Source organism: Glutamicibacter halophytocola (genome assembly GCF_001302565.1).
GTDB classification, from domain to species: Bacteria; Actinomycetota; Actinomycetes; order Actinomycetales; family Micrococcaceae; genus Glutamicibacter; species Glutamicibacter halophytocola.
The window spans coordinates 3602496-3621933 of sequence record NZ_CP012750.1 but is presented as its reverse complement, the minus strand read 5'-3'; the positions used below and the strand labels follow the sequence as shown (position 1 = coordinate 3621933).

Annotated in this window: 20 protein-coding genes; 8 read left to right on the top strand and 12 right to left on the bottom strand. The window is 60.3% G+C overall.

The features are described from left to right. Positions 1-46 precede the first annotated feature (46 nt). Positions 47-1438 (top strand): copper amine oxidase, encoded by a 1392-nt coding sequence (locus AOZ07_RS16695; protein WP_194943712.1) that lies wholly within the window; start codon positions 47-49, stop codon positions 1436-1438. A gap of 6 nt (positions 1439-1444) precedes the next feature. Here the strand turns inward: AOZ07_RS16695 and AOZ07_RS16690 are convergent, their stop codons facing one another. Both AOZ07_RS16690 and AOZ07_RS16685 read right to left on the bottom strand, forming a co-directional pair. Further along, positions 1445-2404, bottom strand: a complete 960-nt coding sequence (locus tag AOZ07_RS16690) for a COX15/CtaA family protein (protein ID WP_084793325.1) — start codon at positions 2402-2404, stop codon at positions 1445-1447. A 7-nt stretch (positions 2405-2411) separates the two neighbouring features. Continuing rightward, positions 2412-3215, bottom strand: a complete 804-nt coding sequence (locus AOZ07_RS16685) for an alpha/beta hydrolase (RefSeq protein WP_060703011.1) — start codon at positions 3213-3215, stop codon at positions 2412-2414. 62 nt (positions 3216-3277) lie between these two features. Here AOZ07_RS16685 and AOZ07_RS16680 point away from each other — a divergent pair, with 62 nt between their 5' ends. Then, positions 3278-3748, top strand: coding sequence for a MarR family winged helix-turn-helix transcriptional regulator (locus AOZ07_RS16680; RefSeq protein ID WP_194943711.1), 471 nt, complete (start codon positions 3278-3280; stop codon positions 3746-3748). Positions 3749-3995: 247 nt separating this feature from the next. On the opposite strand, the gene AOZ07_RS16675 is transcribed toward AOZ07_RS16680, so the two are convergent. From AOZ07_RS16675 to AOZ07_RS16660, 4 genes are all read right to left on the bottom strand, one after another. Further along, the gene (locus tag AOZ07_RS16675; RefSeq protein ID WP_060703009.1) at positions 3996-4751 is read right to left on the bottom strand and encodes an iron ABC transporter ATP-binding protein; all 756 of its coding nucleotides are present in this window, start codon (positions 4749-4751) and stop codon (positions 3996-3998) included. Then, the gene (locus AOZ07_RS16670; RefSeq protein ID WP_060703008.1) at positions 4748-5782 is read right to left on the bottom strand and encodes an iron chelate uptake ABC transporter family permease subunit; all 1035 of its coding nucleotides are present in this window, start codon (positions 5780-5782) and stop codon (positions 4748-4750) included. The genes AOZ07_RS16675 and AOZ07_RS16670 overlap by 4 nt, the downstream gene beginning before the upstream one ends. Positions 5783-5786: 4 nt before the next feature. Next, complete coding sequence (locus AOZ07_RS16665) at positions 5787-6767, bottom strand: ABC transporter permease (RefSeq protein ID WP_060703007.1); 981 nt, start codon at positions 6765-6767, stop codon at positions 5787-5789. A gap of 93 nt (positions 6768-6860) precedes the next feature. Next, positions 6861-7847, bottom strand: coding sequence for a siderophore ABC transporter substrate-binding protein (locus AOZ07_RS16660; protein WP_098945522.1), 987 nt, complete (start codon positions 7845-7847; stop codon positions 6861-6863). Positions 7848-8146: 299 nt separating this feature from the next. Between AOZ07_RS16660 and AOZ07_RS16655 the strand changes: the two genes are divergently transcribed. Then, positions 8147-8737: a GNAT family N-acetyltransferase gene (locus AOZ07_RS16655; RefSeq protein WP_060703006.1), complete on the top strand. Its 591-nt coding sequence runs from the start codon at positions 8147-8149 to the stop codon at positions 8735-8737. On the opposite strand, the gene AOZ07_RS16650 is transcribed toward AOZ07_RS16655, so the two are convergent. After that, positions 8734-8943: a hypothetical protein gene (locus AOZ07_RS16650; RefSeq protein ID WP_060703005.1), complete on the bottom strand. Its 210-nt coding sequence runs from the start codon at positions 8941-8943 to the stop codon at positions 8734-8736. The two genes, AOZ07_RS16655 and AOZ07_RS16650, sit on opposite strands and share 4 nt — an antisense overlap. Positions 8944-9128: 185 nt before the next feature. On the opposite strand from AOZ07_RS16650, the gene AOZ07_RS16645 reads away from it, so the two are divergent. Continuing rightward, positions 9129-9815 (top strand): SDR family oxidoreductase, encoded by a 687-nt coding sequence (locus AOZ07_RS16645; protein WP_060703004.1) that lies wholly within the window; start codon positions 9129-9131, stop codon positions 9813-9815. 181 nt (positions 9816-9996) lie between these two features. Next, complete coding sequence (locus AOZ07_RS16640) at positions 9997-10716, top strand: YoaK family protein (RefSeq protein WP_060703003.1); 720 nt, start codon at positions 9997-9999, stop codon at positions 10714-10716. A gap of 131 nt (positions 10717-10847) precedes the next feature. Here the strand turns inward: AOZ07_RS16640 and AOZ07_RS16635 are convergent, their stop codons facing one another. Both AOZ07_RS16635 and AOZ07_RS16630 read right to left on the bottom strand, forming a co-directional pair. After that, positions 10848-11927 carry a tartrate dehydrogenase gene (locus AOZ07_RS16635; RefSeq protein WP_146276873.1) on the bottom strand — a complete coding sequence of 360 codons (1080 nt, stop codon included), beginning with the start codon at positions 11925-11927 and terminating at the stop codon, positions 10848-10850. Continuing rightward, on the bottom strand, positions 11924-12910 hold the full coding sequence (locus AOZ07_RS16630; protein ID WP_060703001.1) for a phosphoglycerate dehydrogenase: 987 nt from the start codon (positions 12908-12910) through the stop codon (positions 11924-11926). The genes AOZ07_RS16635 and AOZ07_RS16630 overlap by 4 nt, the downstream gene beginning before the upstream one ends. Positions 12911-13283: 373 nt before the next feature. Between AOZ07_RS16630 and puuE the strand changes: the two genes are divergently transcribed. After that, positions 13284-14222, top strand: coding sequence for an allantoinase PuuE (gene puuE / locus AOZ07_RS16625; protein ID WP_060703000.1), 939 nt, complete (start codon positions 13284-13286; stop codon positions 14220-14222). 467 nt (positions 14223-14689) lie between these two features. On the opposite strand, the gene AOZ07_RS16620 is transcribed toward puuE, so the two are convergent. The 3 genes from AOZ07_RS16620 to AOZ07_RS19175 all read right to left on the bottom strand — a co-directional run bounded on the left by AOZ07_RS16620 (position 14690) and on the right by AOZ07_RS19175 (position 17252). Further along, positions 14690-15427: an aspartate/glutamate racemase family protein gene (locus AOZ07_RS16620; protein ID WP_060702999.1), complete on the bottom strand. Its 738-nt coding sequence runs from the start codon at positions 15425-15427 to the stop codon at positions 14690-14692. 6 nt (positions 15428-15433) lie between these two features. After that, positions 15434-16963, bottom strand: a complete 1530-nt coding sequence (locus AOZ07_RS16615; protein ID WP_084793322.1) for an NCS1 family nucleobase:cation symporter-1 — start codon at positions 16961-16963, stop codon at positions 15434-15436. A 163-nt stretch (positions 16964-17126) separates the two neighbouring features. Further along, positions 17127-17252 carry a hypothetical protein gene (locus tag AOZ07_RS19175; protein WP_257720415.1) on the bottom strand — a complete coding sequence of 42 codons (126 nt, stop codon included), beginning with the start codon at positions 17250-17252 and terminating at the stop codon, positions 17127-17129. Between the two features lie 379 nt (positions 17253-17631). On the opposite strand from AOZ07_RS19175, the gene AOZ07_RS16610 reads away from it, so the two are divergent. Continuing rightward, on the top strand, positions 17632-18429 hold the full coding sequence (locus tag AOZ07_RS16610) for a hydroxypyruvate isomerase family protein (protein WP_060703533.1): 798 nt from the start codon (positions 17632-17634) through the stop codon (positions 18427-18429). 33 nt (positions 18430-18462) lie between these two features. Continuing rightward, entirely contained in the window at positions 18463-19362 is a 900-nt protein-coding gene (locus tag AOZ07_RS16605; RefSeq protein WP_060702998.1) for a 2-hydroxy-3-oxopropionate reductase, read from the top strand. Positions 19363-19438: the final 76 nt, after the last annotated feature.

Sequence of the window (19438 nt, the reverse complement as noted above, 5' to 3'; positions counted from 1 at the left end):
ATCCAAGAACGCAATAGAAAGCCAGCTCTTTACTAGACTCATGACTGTGCTCAGCAATTTACTTTCGAAATCATTGACCGGCCTGGGCCTTGCCGTGGCCGTGACGCTTCTGGCCGGCTGCCAGAATGCCGCCCCGCCTGCCACGACCCAGTCCTCGAATTCCGCTTCGCCCCAGGAACAGGGGAGCTGCCGGGAAGGAAGCCAAGCGCTATCCAAGGACATGACCAGTGGCGCCACCTGGTCGATGTGCTTCTCCGTTGATCCCAAGCTCGGCATGGTCTTGAGCGACATTGCCTTCGCCCCACCGGCCAGCGAGCCGATCAAGCTGATCAGCTCGATGTCGCTGGCCCAGCTGGAAGTGCCCTATGACGACGGAGGCCGTTCCACTTCGGATATCACCACCGCCGGATTCGGCGGGCCGAATATGCATTCGCTGACGGAGATCGAATGCGCAGGTGAGCTGAAGAAGCATCCGATTCCCACCATCGGCGATGGCACGAAGTTCGGCACCATCGAGGAGCGCCCGGTGCTCTGCAGCGACATGGTCGATGCGGGACTGTCCTATCGCTCGGCGGAGGTCGGCGAATTGCTGGCCAAGCGCAAGGACGACTGGCAGCTGTCAACTATTTCAAAGGTCGGCTGGTACGAATACATCAACCAGATCACCTTCGGTGCCGATGGCACCATCCGCCCCTCGCTGGGCGCTACCGGCGACCTTTCCCCGGCGGACTACAGCGATGCCGAGCACGGCAGCGCTGTTGGCAGCGGCGAGCACGACCACGCTTCCAGCCACTCGCACAATGCAGTCTGGAAAATCGACTGGGCCCTGGGCGGGGATACCGGTCAGAAGATCGAGCAGTACGACTCCAAGCCAACCGGCAAGGAAGGGGAGCATTCACCGATCGTTGAAGGCGAGTACTCGACGATTTCGACCCCTGCCACGGCCAAGTGGACCGACAAGCGCTGGTGGAAGGTCTCGGCGCCAAAGCTGCTCAACGAAGATGGGCATGAGATGTCCTATGAAATCAGCATGGGCAAAACCGACAGCTTCACCTTCATCGACGACCAGCGCAACCACGAGCACTCGGATGATGGCGATGACAGCATCGGCTACGATGTTGCCTTTACCAATGCGGATGAATGCCAGATATACGCCACCTATAACCGCGGCACCTGCGGGCGCGGAGTGCTGGACTATGTCCAGAAACAGAAAGATGAGAAGCTCGATGACATGGTTTCCTGGGTCGCCGTGGGCTACCACCATGTGCCCCGGGACGAGGAGCAGTCGCCCATGGAAGTGCACTGGCAGGGCTTCAACCTGATTCCGCGGGACCTGACGGCCCAACGCCTGGACGTGCCCGAAAGCCGGCAGGATCTCAACGGCAAGCCGCAGGACTGGGACGGGCAGATGCCGCCCGAGGAGCAGGACGCCTCTTGATGCTCCCTAGGCCTGCTGGCTTTGGGACATCAGGTACCCCTGGGTGCGGACGAAGATGACGGCTGTTGTGGCCGCCAGAAGAGATGCCAGAACCATGTGGAATCCCACGGCCAGTTCAGGCAAGCCATTTCTGGCCTGGAAGATGCCCAAGGCTGCTTGCATGGCCTGGATGGCCACCAGGAGAGCCGCCCACTTCCATGATTCATGCTTCTTCGAGTGCAAGACCAGGGCCAGGAGCAGCGTCATCACGATGAGCAGGTAGCTCGGCCAGGCATGGACGTGCTGGAGAATCACCGCATCGAATCCATTCCTTCCTGCCGCCGCATCCCCTGAGTGAGGCCCGGCTCCGGTAGTGAGCACACCGAGGACGACCGTCACGGCGGTGAGGCTGGCGGTGGCCCACAGGCTATTTTTCAGCCATCGCGGAGATGCAAGGCTCGCGGGGGTTCTTGCTCCGGCGCCCAGCAGGTCTACGAAGAGCGCACTGAGGCAGACCAAGGTGAGGGATGCGAGGTAGTGGAATCCGACGATGAACGGGTTCAGTCCGGTGAGGACCGTGATTCCTCCGACCAGTGCTTGCGCCATGACGCCCACGAGTACCGAGCTGGCCAGGATGTACAGGTCCTTGCGCTGCGCTCTGAGCTGGAAAACGCATAAGAGGAGGGCTAGGGCTAGCCCTCCAACCAGTTCGGTCAGGGTCCTGTTCCCGAATTCGATCAACCCGTGGATGCCCATTTCAGGAGTATTCACCAGTGATTCCAGAGTGCACAAGGGCCAAGTAGGGCAGCCGAGGCCGGAGGAGGTCAGGCGCACGGCGCCACCGGTTGCGATAACCAGTACTTGGGCCACGAACGAGCACCAGGCAAGCACGGTGACCTTGCGATCGAGGCGCGTGGGCAGGCGCAACCTGCGCGCCAGGGATGCGGGATTCTTCACGGTGGTGGCGAGGGGAGGCCGATTCGACATGGATCTTCTAACGGTCTAGCAGGAAGGGGAGGAAACGCCCGGAGATCAACTGGTGGGCTTCGGATATTGAAACCAATGCCGTGCCATCACCTGGCTGGAGGCCGTAGTCGCCAAACTGTGCGTGGGTCACGCCGTTCAGCGTGGCGCTGCTGGCATTCTCGGAAAATTGGAGTTCGAAGTTCTCGACTTCTTGCCGGTTGATGACTTCGTCCCGGTCGCCATACAAGGCAAGCACATCGAGGCCCGGATGATCCGATACCTCAGTGGAAGCGCAGTACGAGGCGAAGAGCAGCAGGCTAGACACCTGCGGATCGTCCGCGAATTGGCACGCTTTGACTCCGCCCATGCTGTGGCCGCCAACAGCCCAGGTATCGACTTCTGGTGCGAGGGCCATGAAGCTGTCGAGATTTCCAAGCTGGAGCAGAGCAATGTTCAGAGGCGGTTTGACGATGATGACGGTGACTCCGTGATCAGCTGCTTCCGCGAGCAGTGATGCGTAGGCCTGGGGTTCGACCTTGGCTCCGGGAAAGAAGATCAGGCCTTGCCCGGTGGGATCATCGGAGGGCTTGATTCTGATTGCGTCGCCAAGGTCTTCATAAGCGAGGTGCGCGTCGGATTGCACCTTCTCCAGGCGCTCGGCGTTGGCAGGATAGCTTGACGACGCCCAAATTAACGCAGTGGCCAGGGCTGCGACGAGCAGCGCCGATACGGAGAGGAGCGCTATCATCCACTTGCGGCGCCAAAGGGACTTTTTGGTTGTTCCATCCGGTGCGGGATCTTGATCGGGGGCGTCGGGAGCTGGTGAAGGCATGGCATCTTTCCTGAAAATAAATAGTACGGTTACCGTAGCATATGATGGGATAGAATCCATACGTGAGCACTGAACCAAAGCCCGGCAGGAATTTGTCCGCGGCTGCCTTGAGAGAACTTCAGGACGCATTCGGTGCTGCCAGCGCGGAGCTGGCTCGACGGATGGCGATGAACTCCACGGATGCCCTGGCTATCGAGTACATTGCGCTCTCGGCAACCGCGCTGAGCCCCGGGGAGCTCGGGGAACGATTGGCTATTACCCGTTCCTCGACAACAGAGGTGATAGACCGGTTGGTTGCTGCCGGGCATGTCGAGCGGATACGAGATGAGCGCGACCGCCGCCGATTCAGGCTGATTCCAACGGCCCAAGCCAAAAACCGGGTCCGCGCCGAAATCTCTCCTCTGGTCGGGGCGCTCAACGAGGCATCTGCGGGGTTTTCCAGCTCCGAGCGACTGGCAATTTCGACCTATCTGGACAGGGTGATCGACGCTTATCGCGGCTTCGCCTCTGAGGCGCCGCAGGCGGACGGCTGAGCCAAAGATCGCCAAGAACTCTGCATAGTTACAAGACAGCTCGCAGATGCTGTGGCGGTCCGCTCTGGCCCGGCGAAGCGGAATCCATGGAGAACCTGGTTTTCAGCGGCCAATAGAGATCAGTGATGGAATGCCAGCAGCAGCACTCGTACGGGCATTCAGGAAATCGCCGGGCCATCGATGCAGGATTGCCTCACGCCGGGAGATCGGGGTTGCTGCCATGCGGGATGTCCCGCAGTTGCCGGGATCAGTAATACACCGCTAGCGGGCCGTTGGGACCGGGGATCACGCTCACCGGGGTCTCGAAGACCTCGGTGAGGATCTCGTCTTGCATGATCTGCTCCGGGGTGCCGAATTGCACCACCTTGCCGTGCTTCATGGCGCAAATGTAGTCAGCATAATGGCCGGCGAAATTGATGTCGTGCAGCACGATCACGATGGTGCGGTTCAGTTCCGCCGCAGCACGCTGCAGATGCTGCATCATGACCACCGAATGCTTCATATCCAGATTATTCAGCGGTTCATCGAGCAATACGGTATCGGTGTCCTGGGCCAGCACCATGGCCACATACGCGCGCTGGCGCTGGCCGCCGGAGAGCTCGTCAAGGTAGCGGCCTTCCAGCTCGCCCAGATCCAGGAAATCGATGGACCGCGAAATGATCTCCTCATCGGCCTGGTTCAACCGGCCCTTGGAGTGGGGGTATCGTCCAAAGCCCACCAGCTGGCGCACGGTCAGGCGGGTGACAAAGTGGTTTTCCTGGCGCAGGATCGAAACGATCTTGGCCAGATCTTTCGAATTGGTTGTGGCGACGTCGTAGCCCGAGACCTCGATGCTCCCTTCATCGATGCCCATCAGCCGTCCCACCATGGTGAGCATGGTGGACTTGCCGGCGCCGTTCGGGCCGACCAGCGCGGTCAGCCCGCCGGTGGGGATTTCCAGGGTGACCGGGCCGATGGCCACGCTGGAACTGTACTTTTTGCTGACGTCTTTGAGCGTTATCACAGCCGTCCCTTTCGCAGGATGAAGATCAAGAAGGTGATGCCGCCGACGGCTTCGATGATGATGCCCACCACGCCCTGGGCATAGAACAGGTTTTTCATGATGAAGTACGCGCCGGCCAGAACCACAAAGCCGATGAGGAATGACATCGGGTAGATGTAGCGGTGGTCGTAGGTGTCGGCCAATTGGTAGGCCAAGGTTGCCACGAGGAAGCCCAAGAAGGTCAGCGGGCCGACCAAAGCCGTGGTCACAGCCATCAGGACGGATACGAAGAACAGGACCTTCATGACCTCGCGGCGGTGGTTAAGCCCCAAGTTGATCGTGGTTTCCTTGCCCAGGGCCAGGACGTTCATCTTCTTGGAAGCCAGCACCAGATAGCCGCCGGCAATCACCACCAGCGGAATGGCCACCGGCATGTAGCCCATATCCGCATTGGCCATGGAGCCGAAGAGCCGGGCGGTGAGCACATCGAACTCGCTCGGGGTCAGCAGCCTTTGCATGAAGGTGGAAATCGAACCCAATCCGGTGCCTATGATGATGCCCACCAGCAGCATGATCTGGATATTGCCGAGCTTTCCCGACAGCAGCCAGCCATACAACGCCACCGAGAGGCCCACCATGATGGCCACCTGCAAGATGAACTGGCTGAGCCCGGTGAAGAAGGTGATGCCAGCGGCGCCCAGGACGAAGACCGCTCCGGTTTGCACCACCCGGTACAGGGCCTCGAAGCCCATGATGGATGGGGTGATGATGCGGTTGTTGGTCACGGTTTGGAAGGCGACGGTGGCGATGGACTGGCAGAGGGCCACGATCACCATGGTCAAGACGTTGCTGGCACGCAGTTTCGCGATCACCCAGAAGCCGGTGGAGCCTACCGGCATGGGGTTGTCCCAGGCCAGCAACCCGGCAGCGAACAGCACGGCCAGCGCGATCAGGACACTTAAGGTAATCCAGTAGCGCTTGCGGACCTTGGCGCTGGACAGCGGTCCTGAACACCGGCTGGGATGATGTGTTCCGAGGGCAGGGGAAGTCATGAGATTAGCCAACTTTGCGCTGCCTGAGCAGAAGGAAGATGAAGACCATCGCACCGAGTACCCCCAGGATCAGGGAGACCGGGATTTCGAAAGGCATGATGATGGTGCGCCCGATCAAGTCGCACACGGTGGTGATCGCGATGCCCATCAGGCACACCCACGGCAGGTTGCTGCGCAGATCATCACCGCGGATCAGCGAGACGATATTCGGCACAATCAGTCCCAAAAACGGCAGGTTGCCAATCACCACGGTGACCACGCCGGTGGCAATGGCGATCAGCGCCGTGCCAAGCAGCATCACTCGGCGGTAGTTCAAGCCGACATTGGTGGCGATCTCTTCGCCCAGCCCGGCCACGGTGAAACGGTCAGCCACGATGTAAATAGCCACGGCGACCAGGGCAACAATCCACAGCACTTCGTATTGGCCGCGGATCACCGAGGTGAAGGAGCCTGCCATCCAGATGCCCAGCGATTGCAGCTTGTCGGTGGACAGCGCGAAGAAGGTGGAGAATGCCCCGACTACGGATCCGAGCATGATGCCCACAATCGGGACGGTGAGCGAGGCCTTGAGCGAAACGCGCTGCAGGAACAGGAAGAAGACCATGGTGCCGATAAAGGCGAAGGCGATGGCCACGCCCATTTTTGCCAGCAGGCTCGCACTGGGGAAAAGCACCAGCATGGCCAGCAGGCCCAGGCCCGCCCATTCAGTGGTTCCAGTGGTGGTGGGTTCCACGAAGCGGTTCTGCGTCAGCAACTGCATGACCAGTCCGCTCATGGCCATGGCTGCTCCGGCGAGCACCAGCGCGATGGTGCGGGGGATGCGGGTGATGGCGAACATCTGCGCACCATCGTCCTTGCCAAAAATGTCGTAGACGCCGGTGAGCAGGGAGAGGGCCAGAAGCAGGAGGACGCCGAGGATTCCTAATGCGAGTTTGCCGGTGAAGACCTTGGAATTGGTCCGCACGAGCGCAGTGGTGGTTGTCATGTTGCCGCCGTGGGGAAGTGTGGTGGGAAAGCAGCTCTGGCGGCGAAGCCGGAATCCGGCTCCGCCGCTAGAGCTGTGGGAGATGCACGGGTGCTACTTGGCAGCTTCCAGGGCGTCAGCGAATTCGTTGAGGAATTCGGTGTAGGTCTGGATGCTCTCGTTGGTGTAGGTGTCAGCAGGCATGACCACCACGTGGCCTTCCTTGGCTGCGGTGACATTCTGAAGTGCTTCGGAATTTTCCAGCAGTTCCTTGGCTGGCTTGTATTCCTCGCCGTCGCTGCCTACTGCGGCATCGCGGTCCATGACAATGATCCAGTCCGGGTTGGACTTGGCGATGGCTTCAACCGAGACATCGTCGCCTTCATGATCGGTGGAGGACTCTTCAAGTTCCAATGCCGGGGTCAGGTTCAGGAAATCAAACATGGGACCGACAGTGCGCCCGGTGCTGGGTGCTGAGTAGCCGAGCTCGCCACCCGAAGCGATCAGCCCCATGACGGTGTCCTCGCGGTTGTAGGAATCCGTGACGCGCTTCTGCGCTGCTTCGAAATCGTCCACCAGCTTCTTGGCTTCATCCTGCTTCGAGAAGATCTCGCCCAGGGTGGTGGTCTGGCGTTCCAGCTCGGTGTCAAAAGGTTCGCCTTCGCGTGGATCCAGCGAAACGATGGTGGCTTCGGGAGCCAGCTCCTTGAACTTCTCGGCGTACTGGGCATAGCGCTGGCCGTTGATGATCAGGTCCGGCTCAACGGTTACAACGGATTCAAGGTTTGGTTCCTTGTGGTTGCCCAGGTCGAGGATTTCCTTGTCCTTGGTGTAGGAAATGGTGTCTGGCATCAGCGAGACCGCGCCGGCGGTGAGCTTGATGCCCCAGGAATCCAAGGTCTCGAAAGTGCGGTTGTCGGTGGCAACAACAGACTTGGCCGGCATGGCCGCGCTCTTTTCGCCTTCGTTGTCAGTAAAGGTCACTGTTTTGGTGTCGGCGGCGTTTGCCTCGGAGGCGGTGTCGGCGGTGGCGCCGCACGCGGAGAGGGACAGGGCGGCAACGCTCAGAAGAGCAGCGGCACGTAGCTTCATGGAGGCCATGACGTCCTTTTCTTATGGCAACCTTCATTGGTTGCGTGAGTGAATGGGCTAATTATTAGCTTAGCCTTATCTAATCGAATTAAGCGAAATTCCATAAGTGTTAACTGTGTCACCGTGAATAGTACTTTCATGTCAAAATATTCGCCAAGAATCCAATGCCCGCGCCAGTTCGCCCGCGAATTGGGCGATAGTGGAGAAAATTAACCCTCAAAACACTTCTTTATTTAACTATCAAGTAATGCTTGGGTGGTGGCATTCAGTCGGCCATGGACTTTTCGAAGGTTCGATAGGATGCGTTTATGACTGCTTCCTTGGATCAAATCACCTGGCCGGTTACTACTAGCAGGCTTTCCCTGCGCCGATTGACCGAAAATGATCTGGAAACGACGTGGAGCTATCGCAAATTGCCAGAAGTAACTGAATGGATCACCTCTGGTCCCCAGGATTTTGAAACGTACCGCACGCAGTTCCTTGAGTCGGGAAAAATTAATCGCGATATTGCAGTTCAGATCAGCGCCCCGGATGGGCAGGCTCAAATAATCGGAACGGTCATGATCTACATCAAGGACGCGTGGGGCCAGCGAGAAGTTGCGGAGCAAACCGTGGCCGTGGAAGCGGAGCTCGGGTGGAGCTTTGACCCGCAGTTCGCCGGCCGCGGGTACGCCACCGAGGCTGTCAGCAAGGTGATCGAGCTGTGTTTCGAGGAATTGGGGCTACGCAGGGTTGTTGCTGGATGTTTCGCCGCCAACGAACCATCGGTCAGGCTCATGGAGCGCGTGGGACTGCGCAGGGAAGCCTTTGAAAAAGCCAATAGCCTGCATCGCAGCGGCCAGTGGATGGATAGTTATTCCTATGCCTTGCTCAAGGATGAGTTCTCGGACCGGCCTTAATGGTCTTGGCGGGCATTGAGCAGAACCAAATCCAGTAGTTCTTGCACCTCTTGGGAACGCGAAGTCCAATAGCCGGTGTCCAGCCCGAAGCCGAGCATGGCTTCGTCGGCCCGTTTCTTGAAGTAGTCCCGGTGGTCTTCCAGGGCATTGGCAAGGTCGGCAAATTGATCGTTGCTCAGTTCTAGGTTCAGGGTTTTCTGATTCATGAGCGTATGTCCTGCGTCGGGGAGTCGGTCTATGAACCGAGGTTACGCCCGCAGAAATCGGAAGGAAACCGGCATGGAGCGGATTGCCAGCTTAAGCCCATCTGCTGCTGTCCACGGAATATCCCGCCAGCTGCAACGGTTATGCCGGGAGTAGCGATGTGAACAATGATCAGAAGGAGCAGTACATGTCTGAAGAACGTCGAGTAGTCCTCATTGGTGGCCATGGCAAGATTGCTTTGCTTGCGGCACCAAAACTGGTCGAACGCGGTTTCGCCGTTGATTCGCTGATTCGCAATCCAGAACATTCCCCTGAAATTTCTGCCACCGGCGCCCACCCGGTAGTTCTTGATATCGAGAACGCCGACGCAGGCCAGTTGGCCGAAGCCTTCAAGGGAGCGCACGCCATCGTCTTTTCCGCAGGTGCCGGCGGCGGAAACGAAGAGCGCACTCGCGCCGTGGATTTCGAAGCTGCCGTGCGTTCCATGGAAGCAGCCAAGCAGGCAGGGGTGGAGCGCTATGTCATGGTCTCCTATTCGCGGGCCTTGGTGGATGTCGATCGTCTTGACCCGGAAAACTCCTTCTACACCTATGCCAAGGCCAAGCATGATGCCGACGCTGTCCTGCGCGAGACCGAGCTGAACTACACCATTCTTGGGCCTGGAGCACTGACCTTGGAACCAGCCAGCAAGACGATCGTGATTGCCGATGAAACTGGCAACATCGAGGGCCAAGCTCCCGCTCCGGAGGCCGGCAAGGTGTCTCGTGAAAACGTCGCTGAAGTGATCGCGCACGTGGTGGAAACTGAAGCTGCAGTCCGATCGACTGTGAACTTCTATGATGGTTCGACCCCGATTGCTGAAGCGATCAGCTAAACAATCCGCGTGCAATTAATCCCTGGATCCGCGTGGATTCAGGGATTTTTTGTATCCAGGACGCGAGCGACAGTCGTAACGAAAGCGATGATGTGAAGCGCTCTCGCAACATGCGCGGGGGATTGGCGGGCGGTGGCCTACGCTAGGCACTGATCCCACCGTAGCGAAAGAAAAACCAACCATGCCTAACGCCCTCAAACCCCGCGACCCTGCGAAAATGCATCTGATCCTGATGCTCGTTCTGACCTTTTCGACAGGAATCATTGACGCCGTCGGCTATCTGGGGCTGGACAGGGTCTTCACCGGAAACATGACCGGCAACGTCGTAATTCTCGGAATGGCGCTCATGGGCGCCGATGGCCTGCCCGTTCTGGGGCCATCTATTGCGCTCGTCGGCTTCGTGGCGGGCGCGGCCATCGCCGGACGAGTTCTGAAAAGCGAATCCGCAGGCTGGAGCAGGAGAACAACGGTTCTGATCGCGGTAGTCGGCGCCTGCCTGGCGTTGACCGCTATCGGCCTGTTCGCAGGTGTGCACCACGCCGCCCAGGGAGCTGCCCTGTCCATTACCGGGTTCATCGCAGCGGCCATGGGGCTCCAAGCGGGCACCGCACGCCATCTGGCAGTCAAGGACGTGACCACGGTCGTGGTCACCTCCACGCTGACCGGTCTTGCCGCGGATTCGCCACTAGGCGGAGGCAGCGGCAAGTACTGGGAGCGCCGGTTGCTGGCCGTGGCGCTGATCTTGCTGGGTGCGGCCGCTGGCGCCGCCTTCTTGCAGGTGCACATCGGGCTGGGCGTCCTGTTCACCGGGGTGCTCGCGATGGGCGTGGCGCTGGTGGGTGAACGCTCGCGCCAGCAGGCAGCACATGCCGAAGCCGAGTCGCTGGTAGAAGCAAGCTAGGAACAGCGTAAAAAAGTTTGGTCCCGATGCCGAAGCATCGGGACCAAACTTTTGTCATCACTCGCACCTTCATGAGGTACTTACCACTCTAAACGCGCTGTCTGTGCGCTAACTGGGACACGCCTGCGCATTCACTTGGTAATGCGCTCGGCGATGGCTGTACCAAGGATCCCGGTTGTTCCATGTCCGCCCAAATCGGGGGTGAGGACCTGGGCGTCGGCCTCGGCTAGTACCGATTCGAACGCATCCTGGATGGCGGTTGCGGCCTGCGAGTAGCCCAGATGCTCGAGCATCATTGCGCCACACCAGATCTGGCCAATCGGGTTGGCAATACCCCGGCCAGCAATATCTGGCGCCGAACCGTGGACTGGCTCGAAGAGGGACGGGAAGAGGCCTTCGGGATTGATGTTGGCGCTGGGGGCAACGCCAATGGTTCCGGTCACCGCAGGACCGAGATCCGAGAGGATATCGCCAAAGAGGTTCGAAGCGACCACCACATCAAACCAGTCCGGATGCAGGACAAAGTTCGCGGTCAGGATATCGATATGGAATTTATCCACCGATACACCGGGGTAATTTTCGGCCATCGTGGCCACGCGGGTGTCCCAGTATGGCATGGAGATGGAAATGCCGTTGGACTTGGTAGCTGAGGTAAGGCTCTTGGCTTCGCGGCGTGAAGCCAGGTCGAAGGCGTACTTCAAAATGCGGTCCACGCCAACGCGAGTCATGACAGTTTCCTGCATCACCACTTCGCGGTCGGTCCCTTCGAACATCACGCCGCCCACGGACGAATATTCGCCTTCGGTGTTTTCGCGGACAACATAGAAATCAACGTCGCCCGGCTTTCGATTGGCTAGCGGACTTGGCACCCCGGGCAACAACTTGACCGGGCGCAAATTCACGTACTGGTCAAAGCGTCGGCGGAACTGCAACAGGCTGTCCCACAAGGAGATGTGGTCAGGAACCACGTCCGGCCATCCGACGGCGCCGAAGTAGATGGCATCAAATCCGGTTAGCTGCTCTTCCCAATCGCCGGGCATCATGGTCCCGTGCTTGAGGTAGTAATCGGCTGAGGCGAAATCGAAATGGGTGAACTCGAGGTCCAGGTTGAAAATGCGGGCAGCCGCTTCCAGGCTGCGCAATCCTTCGGGGACCACTTCCTTGCCGATGCCATCTCCGGGAATGACGGCGATACGATGAGTAGTTTTCACAATTGGCTCCATTGTGTTGTTGGTTTCGGCGATGGCTGGTTGACCTGATGCACGGGCTTGCGCCCCTCAAGCACAGCGATGACTGATTCAGCGGCCATCATCCCTGCACGTTGCCGGGCCTCGAGAGTTTGCCCAGCCAGATGCGAGAAGACCAGAATACGTTCTTGGCCGCGCAACGGGTGGCTAGCCGGAAGCGGTTCCTCGTTGATTACATCCAAGGCCGCTCCTGCGATGACTCCGTTGTTCACCGCCTCAAGCAGTGCTGATTCATCTACCAGGGAACCGCGCGCCGTGTTAATCAAAACGGCTGAGGGTTTCATCTGGCTTAGCAGCAGTGCATCAACAAGTGGTCCTGCACCGGTGGGACGCGAGTGGAGCGACAAGTAGTCGGCGGCTTGGGCGGTTGCCTGGAGGTCCTGGAAGCTGACTGCGGACACCGGCGGCTGCGGATGGGAAGTATGCACAACAACCTGCATGCCCAGAGCAAGTCCCAGGGCTGCCAGTGCTTGGCCGCTGGGGCCATAGCCAATGATTCCAAGAGTCTTGCCGCGCAGTTCCGTTCCGGCGGCCCGTGGCCAATTTCCCGCGGCTACTTCCGGAATCACTCGATGGATTTGTCGAGCCATGCTGAGCATTAGTCCCAAAGCCAATTCGGCCACGGCATGGTGGTTCACCCCGGGAGTAGAGCATACGGCCACTTGGTGCTTTGTTGCTGCTTGAAGATCAACCGAATCGTAGCCGACACCACTGCGAGCGATGACCTTTAGATTCCCGGCGGTAGCGATCATATTTTCGGTGATGGGTTCACTGGCAATGATTGCTCCAACAGCCCCCGCCAGCAGGTCGGAGCGCTCGGCCTCACTGCGCGGGCCACTGTGCGGCATGTAGTGAGGGCAGTAGCCATGACTCTTCAGGAGCTGGTCCACATCGTCGCCCGGCCTGAGGTAGTCGGTGGTGATGACAATCCGATTTTCGCTGTTCACAGTATTTCCTTGATCTTGCAGTGTGCAGGCTCGGGCTCAATAGCTACTACTCGTCTCACGCGTAGTTGCCGATGGCGGTACTAGTTGTGATGGTATCGCGGGGAGGCTTTTCAGAACTTCTATTGCCTGCTCAGCGTCAAAGCCCTTTTTCAATGTGGCGATGGCTGCGGTGTCGCAATCGCCCTGTACCCCAGTGCCGTGGATCGCGGTCTTCAATTCACGGCTCGAAAGCCAGGCCGCAAGAGAAGCAGAAAGAGCTCACTGCGACGGGCGAAATGTAGACTCCCGAGCGACGAAGGCATATCCTATGATGTAGAGCACTATTCCGACTGACGGAATTAAAGTTTCATCGTTTGAAAGGAATCTAATCCTCATGAAGGATCTTATTGACCTGGACAGCCCGCGTGACTTGATCGGCTACGGCCGCCATACTCCGGATCCGCAGTGGCCCGGAGGCGCGAAGCTCGCCGTGCAGTTTGTGGTGAATTACGAAGAGGGCGGCGAAAGCAACATCCTTGATGGCGACGAGGCCTCGGAATGCCTGCTCTCGGAAATCGTTGGCGCTGCACCGTGGCAGGGCCAGCGCAACCTGAATATCGAGTCCATCTACGAGTATGGATCACGCGCTGGCTTCTGGCGCCTGCACCGCATGTTCACGGAGATGGACCTGCCGGTCACCGTCTACGGCGTCACCACCGCCATGGGCCGCAACCCCGAAGCCGTCGCTGCGATGAACGAGGCCGGCTGGGAAATTGCCAGCCACGGCTACCGCTGGCTGGAATACAAGGATGTCCCCGAAGAGGTCGAGCGCGCCCACATCCGCGAGGCTGTGCGCCTGCACACCGAAGTCGCCGGAGAACGCCCTTACGGCATGTACCAGGGCAAGCCCTCGGACAACACCCTGCGCCTGGTCCAGGAAGAAGGCGGGTTCCTCTACTCGGCCGACAGCTATGCAGATGACCTCCCGTACTGGGTTGCCACCGACGAGGGCAAGCCCTTCCTGATGATCCCGTACACCCTTGAAGCCAATGACATGCGCTTCGCCAGCGCCCAGGGCTTCAACTCCGGAGACCAGTTCTTCTCCTACCTCAAGGACACCTTCGATACCCTTTACCGGGAAGGCCAGGAAGGTGCGCCGAAGATGATGTCAATCGGTCTGCACTGCCGGTTGGTCGGCCGTCCGGGCCGTGCCGCGGCACTGCGTCGCTTCCTCGAATACGTGAAGTCGCACGAGGACATTTGGGTTACCCGCCGCGTGGACATCGCCCGCCACTGGCATGAAAAGCACCACCCGGAGAACACCGCCGGCTAAACCGGGGTGCGATTCCGCAAATGATTTAGAAGCATGTGAAGCGGGTGTCTGCGGGCACCGTGCGCTCTGGAGGAATCCGGAGGGCGCGGTGCCCGCAGGTGTATCCGGCCCTTGCATCCTGCCCGAGGGGCGCACGTGCGAAAAGATGGCATGGAACATGCCCTCTGGGGCGACACCGATGCGCTTTCGAGCACTTCATCGTGCGCTGCCGACGGTTGGCCGGGCCCTGCGCACTCTCCAGGGGCCGCTGGCCTCACTGCGTCGGGCCAGCCGGTGCCCAACATGTGCAGAACGGCCATGGCGCTGGCAGCTTCGACAGGGCCGAAACAGCGGCTGCCCGCTCTAACAACCTGCGCTCCGTTTGCATCGCCGGCTATTGCCCGAGCCTGGATATCGAGACAAAGGAAGGTCCGCTTCATCCTGATTCTGCGTGGATGAAGCGGACCTTCATTGTTGGCGGGGTAGTGCTATAGCGCGTTGGCCGCCTGGGTCAGTGGCCAGCCGGTCACGGTCTTGGGACGCGGCGGAGCGTAGGTGCGCACCTTGGAGGTAGTCAGCCCCATGCGCACCAGTGATTCGGCGATGGTCACCGCGGCGCGGACGCCGTCGACAATGGGCACTCCGGTGGCTTCCCGGACCTGTTCTTCCAGTTCGGCCATGCCGCCGCAGCCCAGGCAGATGACCTCGGCCTTGTCCTGCTCCACGGCGATTCGCGACTGTTCGACGATGGCTGCCACGGCGCGCTGGGGATCTGATTCCAGCTCTAGGACGCCCAGGCCGCTGGCCCGGACTGAAGCCAGCCGATCGGTCAGCCCGGCCAGCTTCAGCCGGTCTTCGATCAGCGGCACGGTGCGGTCCAGCGTGGTGACCACTGAGTACTTGTGGCCCAGGAACTGTGCGGTGGAAGCGGCGGCTTCGGTGATGTCCACGACCGGAACCTCCAGCAGCTCCTGGAGCCCTTCGCGTCCGTGCTCGCCGTAGCCGGCCTGGATGACGGCGTCGTATGGCTCCGTGTAGCGGACCACCTTGTCCATGACGGCGATGGCGGCGAGGTAGCTCTCGAAGTTGCCTTCGCAGGAGTCTGCGCCGAAGTCCGGGGTGAGCTCGATGATTTCGGTGCCTGGGGATGCGGCCTGCCGGGCCGAATCGCCGATGGCCTGGGTCATTGACGCGGTGGTGTTGACGTTCAGGATGAGAATTCGCATGGGGTCCTAGTGGGTTGGAGCCACGGCGATTGGCTCGCCGTCGATGTCGGTCAGGTCATGCTGGCGCTTGGCCAGGGCAAGGTAGGCGAGCGCGCCGGCGCCGGAACCGAGGAACCAGGCGAAGGATCCGACAACGTGCAGCGCCGGAACGAAGGCCAGCACCAGTGCGATGGCTGAGCTGATCACCAAAGCGCCAACAGCGCGATAGTTCACGCCACGGGTGAAGTAGTAGGTGCCTTCGGGGTGGGCGCGGTACAGGTCCATGACGTTGATCCGCGCTTTGCGGATCAGCCAGTAGTCGGCCATGATGATGCCGAAGAGCGGGCCGAGCAAGGCGCCTAGGCCGCCGAGGAAGTAGTTGATGATTTCCGGGGAGTTGTAGAGATTCCACGGCAAAATCAACAGTCCGATAACGCCTGAAATCATCGCGGCGCTGCGGAAGTTCAGTTTCTTCGGGAAGAGGTTGGTCAGCGCGTAGGTGGGAGCTACGAAGTTCGCCATCAGGTTCACCGCGATGGTCAGGACCAAGAGTGCGGCGGAGGCGAGAAGCAGCAGCAAGGTGTTGGGAATCGCTCCGACAACATCCGACGGCGAGGTGATGACCTTGCCGTTGATGGAGAACTGCGTTCCGGTGAGGACCACGACGATGGCTCCGAAGAAGAGCATGTTCAATGGGATGCCGAAGAAGTTGCCCTTGACGATGGATTTCTTGGTCTGTGCCCCGCGGGTGAAGTCGCAGAAGTTCAGGACGAAGGTGCCATAGATGGAGACCCAAAGGGCGGCGGCGCCGAACATTGCCGCCCACATTGCGCCACCGGTCTTGGTTTCACCGGTGCTCCATGAGACGTTGAAGCCCGATTCGATGAGCATCCAGATGGCCAGGGCCAAGAAGGTCACCAGGATCACCGGGCCGGCGAAGGCTTCGTATTTGCGGATCATCTCCATGCCGTAGCTGACGATGACCAGCTGGATGGCCCAAAGGGCCACGAAGCAGATCCATCCCAGGGTGTTCAGGCCCAGGAAGCTGGAATCCTCCAGGCCTGCTGCCGCGGGAGCCACGGCGATCACCATGACCGAAAGGACCTGGGATGCCAGATAGGTCTGGATGCCGAACCAGGCGATGGCTACCGCGCCACGGACCAGGGCCGGGATTTGGGCTCCGGTGATTCCGAAGGCGATGCGGCTCATTACCGGGAACGGGACGCCTGTCTTTTCGCCCATGAAGCCCGAAAGGGTCAGCAGGGCAAAGAGCAGGAGCGCGCCGATGGCCAGTGCGCCCAGGATTTGCCCGGCGCTCATGCCCAGGGCGAAAAGCCCGATAGCGAAAGCGTAATTTCCCAGCGAGTGCACGTCGTTGGCCCACAGGGTGAAGATGCTGTAGGCATTCCACGAGCGTCCCTTGCGGGTGGTTGGCGCCAGATCCTGGTTGTACAGGCTGGGGCTGAGCTCGTGGGGGTTGGAATGATCGATTCCCTGGCTGGTTCTCTGCGCCGTATGTGGTTCTGCGGAGCTGGGCTCCGAAATATCTTGCCTCATGGTGAGGTCCTCTTCTCAGAAGCTTGCTGCAGGCCAGATGAAGCCGCCAAGCATGACTGCTTGGGGGATATCCGTGCGCTTGCAGCGTGCATGCGCAATGCATGCTGGTCTATTCGTAGTGGATGGGCCGCGTGGGGCCGCTGTGGAAGAAGCGCGCCGCGCGCTACGGATAGATCGGTTGGCCGAAGTTCTGATAGAACTCCGACGGGGTGCCAACGACCGGCTGGGCCGCAAACGGCTGTTGCCAGTCGGGGTGCCCCGCGGGACCCCCTGTGAGTCGTGTACTCATGGCTGCTCCTGAGCTAGAAAAATTCACTCCGAGATGTGTGCCACATCACCTGACATACAACTGTAAGCCGAAGAGGTGGCTACCGCAATAGAGAATTCGGATTTCATGAAGTGGAAATGTGGTAGAAACTCGTTGGCCATGCCACGCGGCAGGCCACTGGGATTCGGTGGCATTTTCGACAATTGCGTTTCGCATATTAAGCAATGATTACTTGCCCCCAATGCCGGAGGGTCGCCCAGAAGGCGGGTTGGCAGCAGGCCTTGGCCCGGATGTCGCCCAAGGGTTGACAGCCCTCTGCTCGGAGCCTTAGTGTTTTCATAAAGCAAAACCTAATTTCCATAAAGCGGAAACTTAGAACGTGGTCTTGGAGGGAAATCCGGTGTCCTACACTCTGAATTGCTCGATTCTTCTTACTGAATTGCCTCTGCTGGAGCGCGCTGAAGCGGCACGCCAGGCAGGGTTCGACAGTGTCGAATTCTGGTGGCCATTTGCCGAAGCGGTGCCAGCGGATCAGGAAGTCGACAAATTTATCGCCTCGATCAAGAACGCAGGCGTCCAGCTCGACGGACTGAACTTCTTCGCAGGCAATATGCCCGCCGGCGACCGCGGCCTGGTGTCCTGGAAGGGACGCTGCGGCGAGTTCAAGGACAATGTCGCCGTCGTGGCCGCCATCGGCGAAGCCACCGGTTGCACCTCCTTCAACGCCCTGTACGGCAACCGCCTTGCGGACTACACCCCCGAGGAACAGGATGAGCTGGGCCTGAAGAACCTGCTCGTGGCCACCGAAGGCGTCGCCAAGATCGGCGGCACCGTGCTGATCGAGCCGGTCTCCGGCACCGAGGCCTACCCGCTGAAGACCGCCGCCGATGCGCTGGAGATCGTCGACGCCGTCAAGGCAGAAGGCAAGAGCAATATCGCCCTGCTTGCCGATTTCTACCACATGGCCGTCAACGGCGACGATGTCGCCGCCGTGATCGAGGCCCACGCCAAGGACTTCGGCCACATCCAGATCGCCGACGCACCGGGCCGCGGAGCCCCGGGCACCGGGGACCTGCCGCTATTCGACTGGATCAACCGCTCGCGCGAGCTGGGCTACACCGGCAAGGTCGCCCTGGAATACAAGCAGGATCAGGCCACCGCCTTCGAGTGGCTCAAGACCGCCTCCGCCAACGCCTAAAGCACCCGCATACCTAAGATTTTGGAGAAAGACATGTCGCAGAACGTTGCATTCATCGGCCTTGGCATCATGGGCCTGCCGATGGCGAAGAACCTGGTCAACGCCGGCTTCACCGTCACCGGTTTCAACCGCAGCCAGAAGGCCATCGACGACCTGGTCGCCGCCGGCGGGCAGGGCGCCAGCTCGGTCGCCGAAGCCGTCAAGGACGCCGACGTGGTGATCACCATGGTTCCGGACTCCCCGGATGTCGAAGCCGTGGTCACCGGCGAGGAAGGCGTCTTCGCCAACGCCAAGGCCGGCGCCCTGTGGGTCGACAACTCCTCGATCCGCCCGGATGTTTCGGTGCATCTAGCCGAGGCGGCCCGCGCCGCCGGGCTGCGCCCGCTCGATGCCCCGGTTTCCGGCGGCGAAGCTGGAGCCATCGACGGCGTGCTGTCCATCATGGTCGGCGGCGAGCCGGCAGACTTCGAGGCCGCCCAGGGCGTGCTCAACGCCGTGGGCAAGACCATCGTGCTGGTGGGCCCCTCGGGCTCGGGCCAGACCGTAAAGGCCGCCAACCAGCTGATCGTTGCCGCCAACATCCAGGCGCTGAGCGAAGCCGTCATCTTCCTCGAAGCCTATGGCGTTGATACCGATGCAGCCATCAAGGTCCTCGGCGGCGGCCTGGCCGGCTCCAAGGTCCTTGACCAGAAGGCCCAGAAGATCCTGGACCGCGAATTCGCCCCGGGCTTCCGCCTGGCCTTGCACAACAAGGACATGGGCATCGTGACCTCGGCCGCCCGCGAAGCCGGAGTGGTCCTGCCGCTGGGCGCACTCGTAGCCCAGCTGGTCACCTCCACCGTGGCCTCCGGCGACGGAGCGCTTGACCACTCGGGCCTCTTCCGCGGCGTGCAGCGCCTTTCCGGCAAGGTCGAAGCCCCGGTTCCTGCCTAGGGCCCACACATCTTCCTACGGCGGGCGGCGCTGGTAGCGCCTGCACCTCAGATCACGGCACGTTCCACCATAAGCG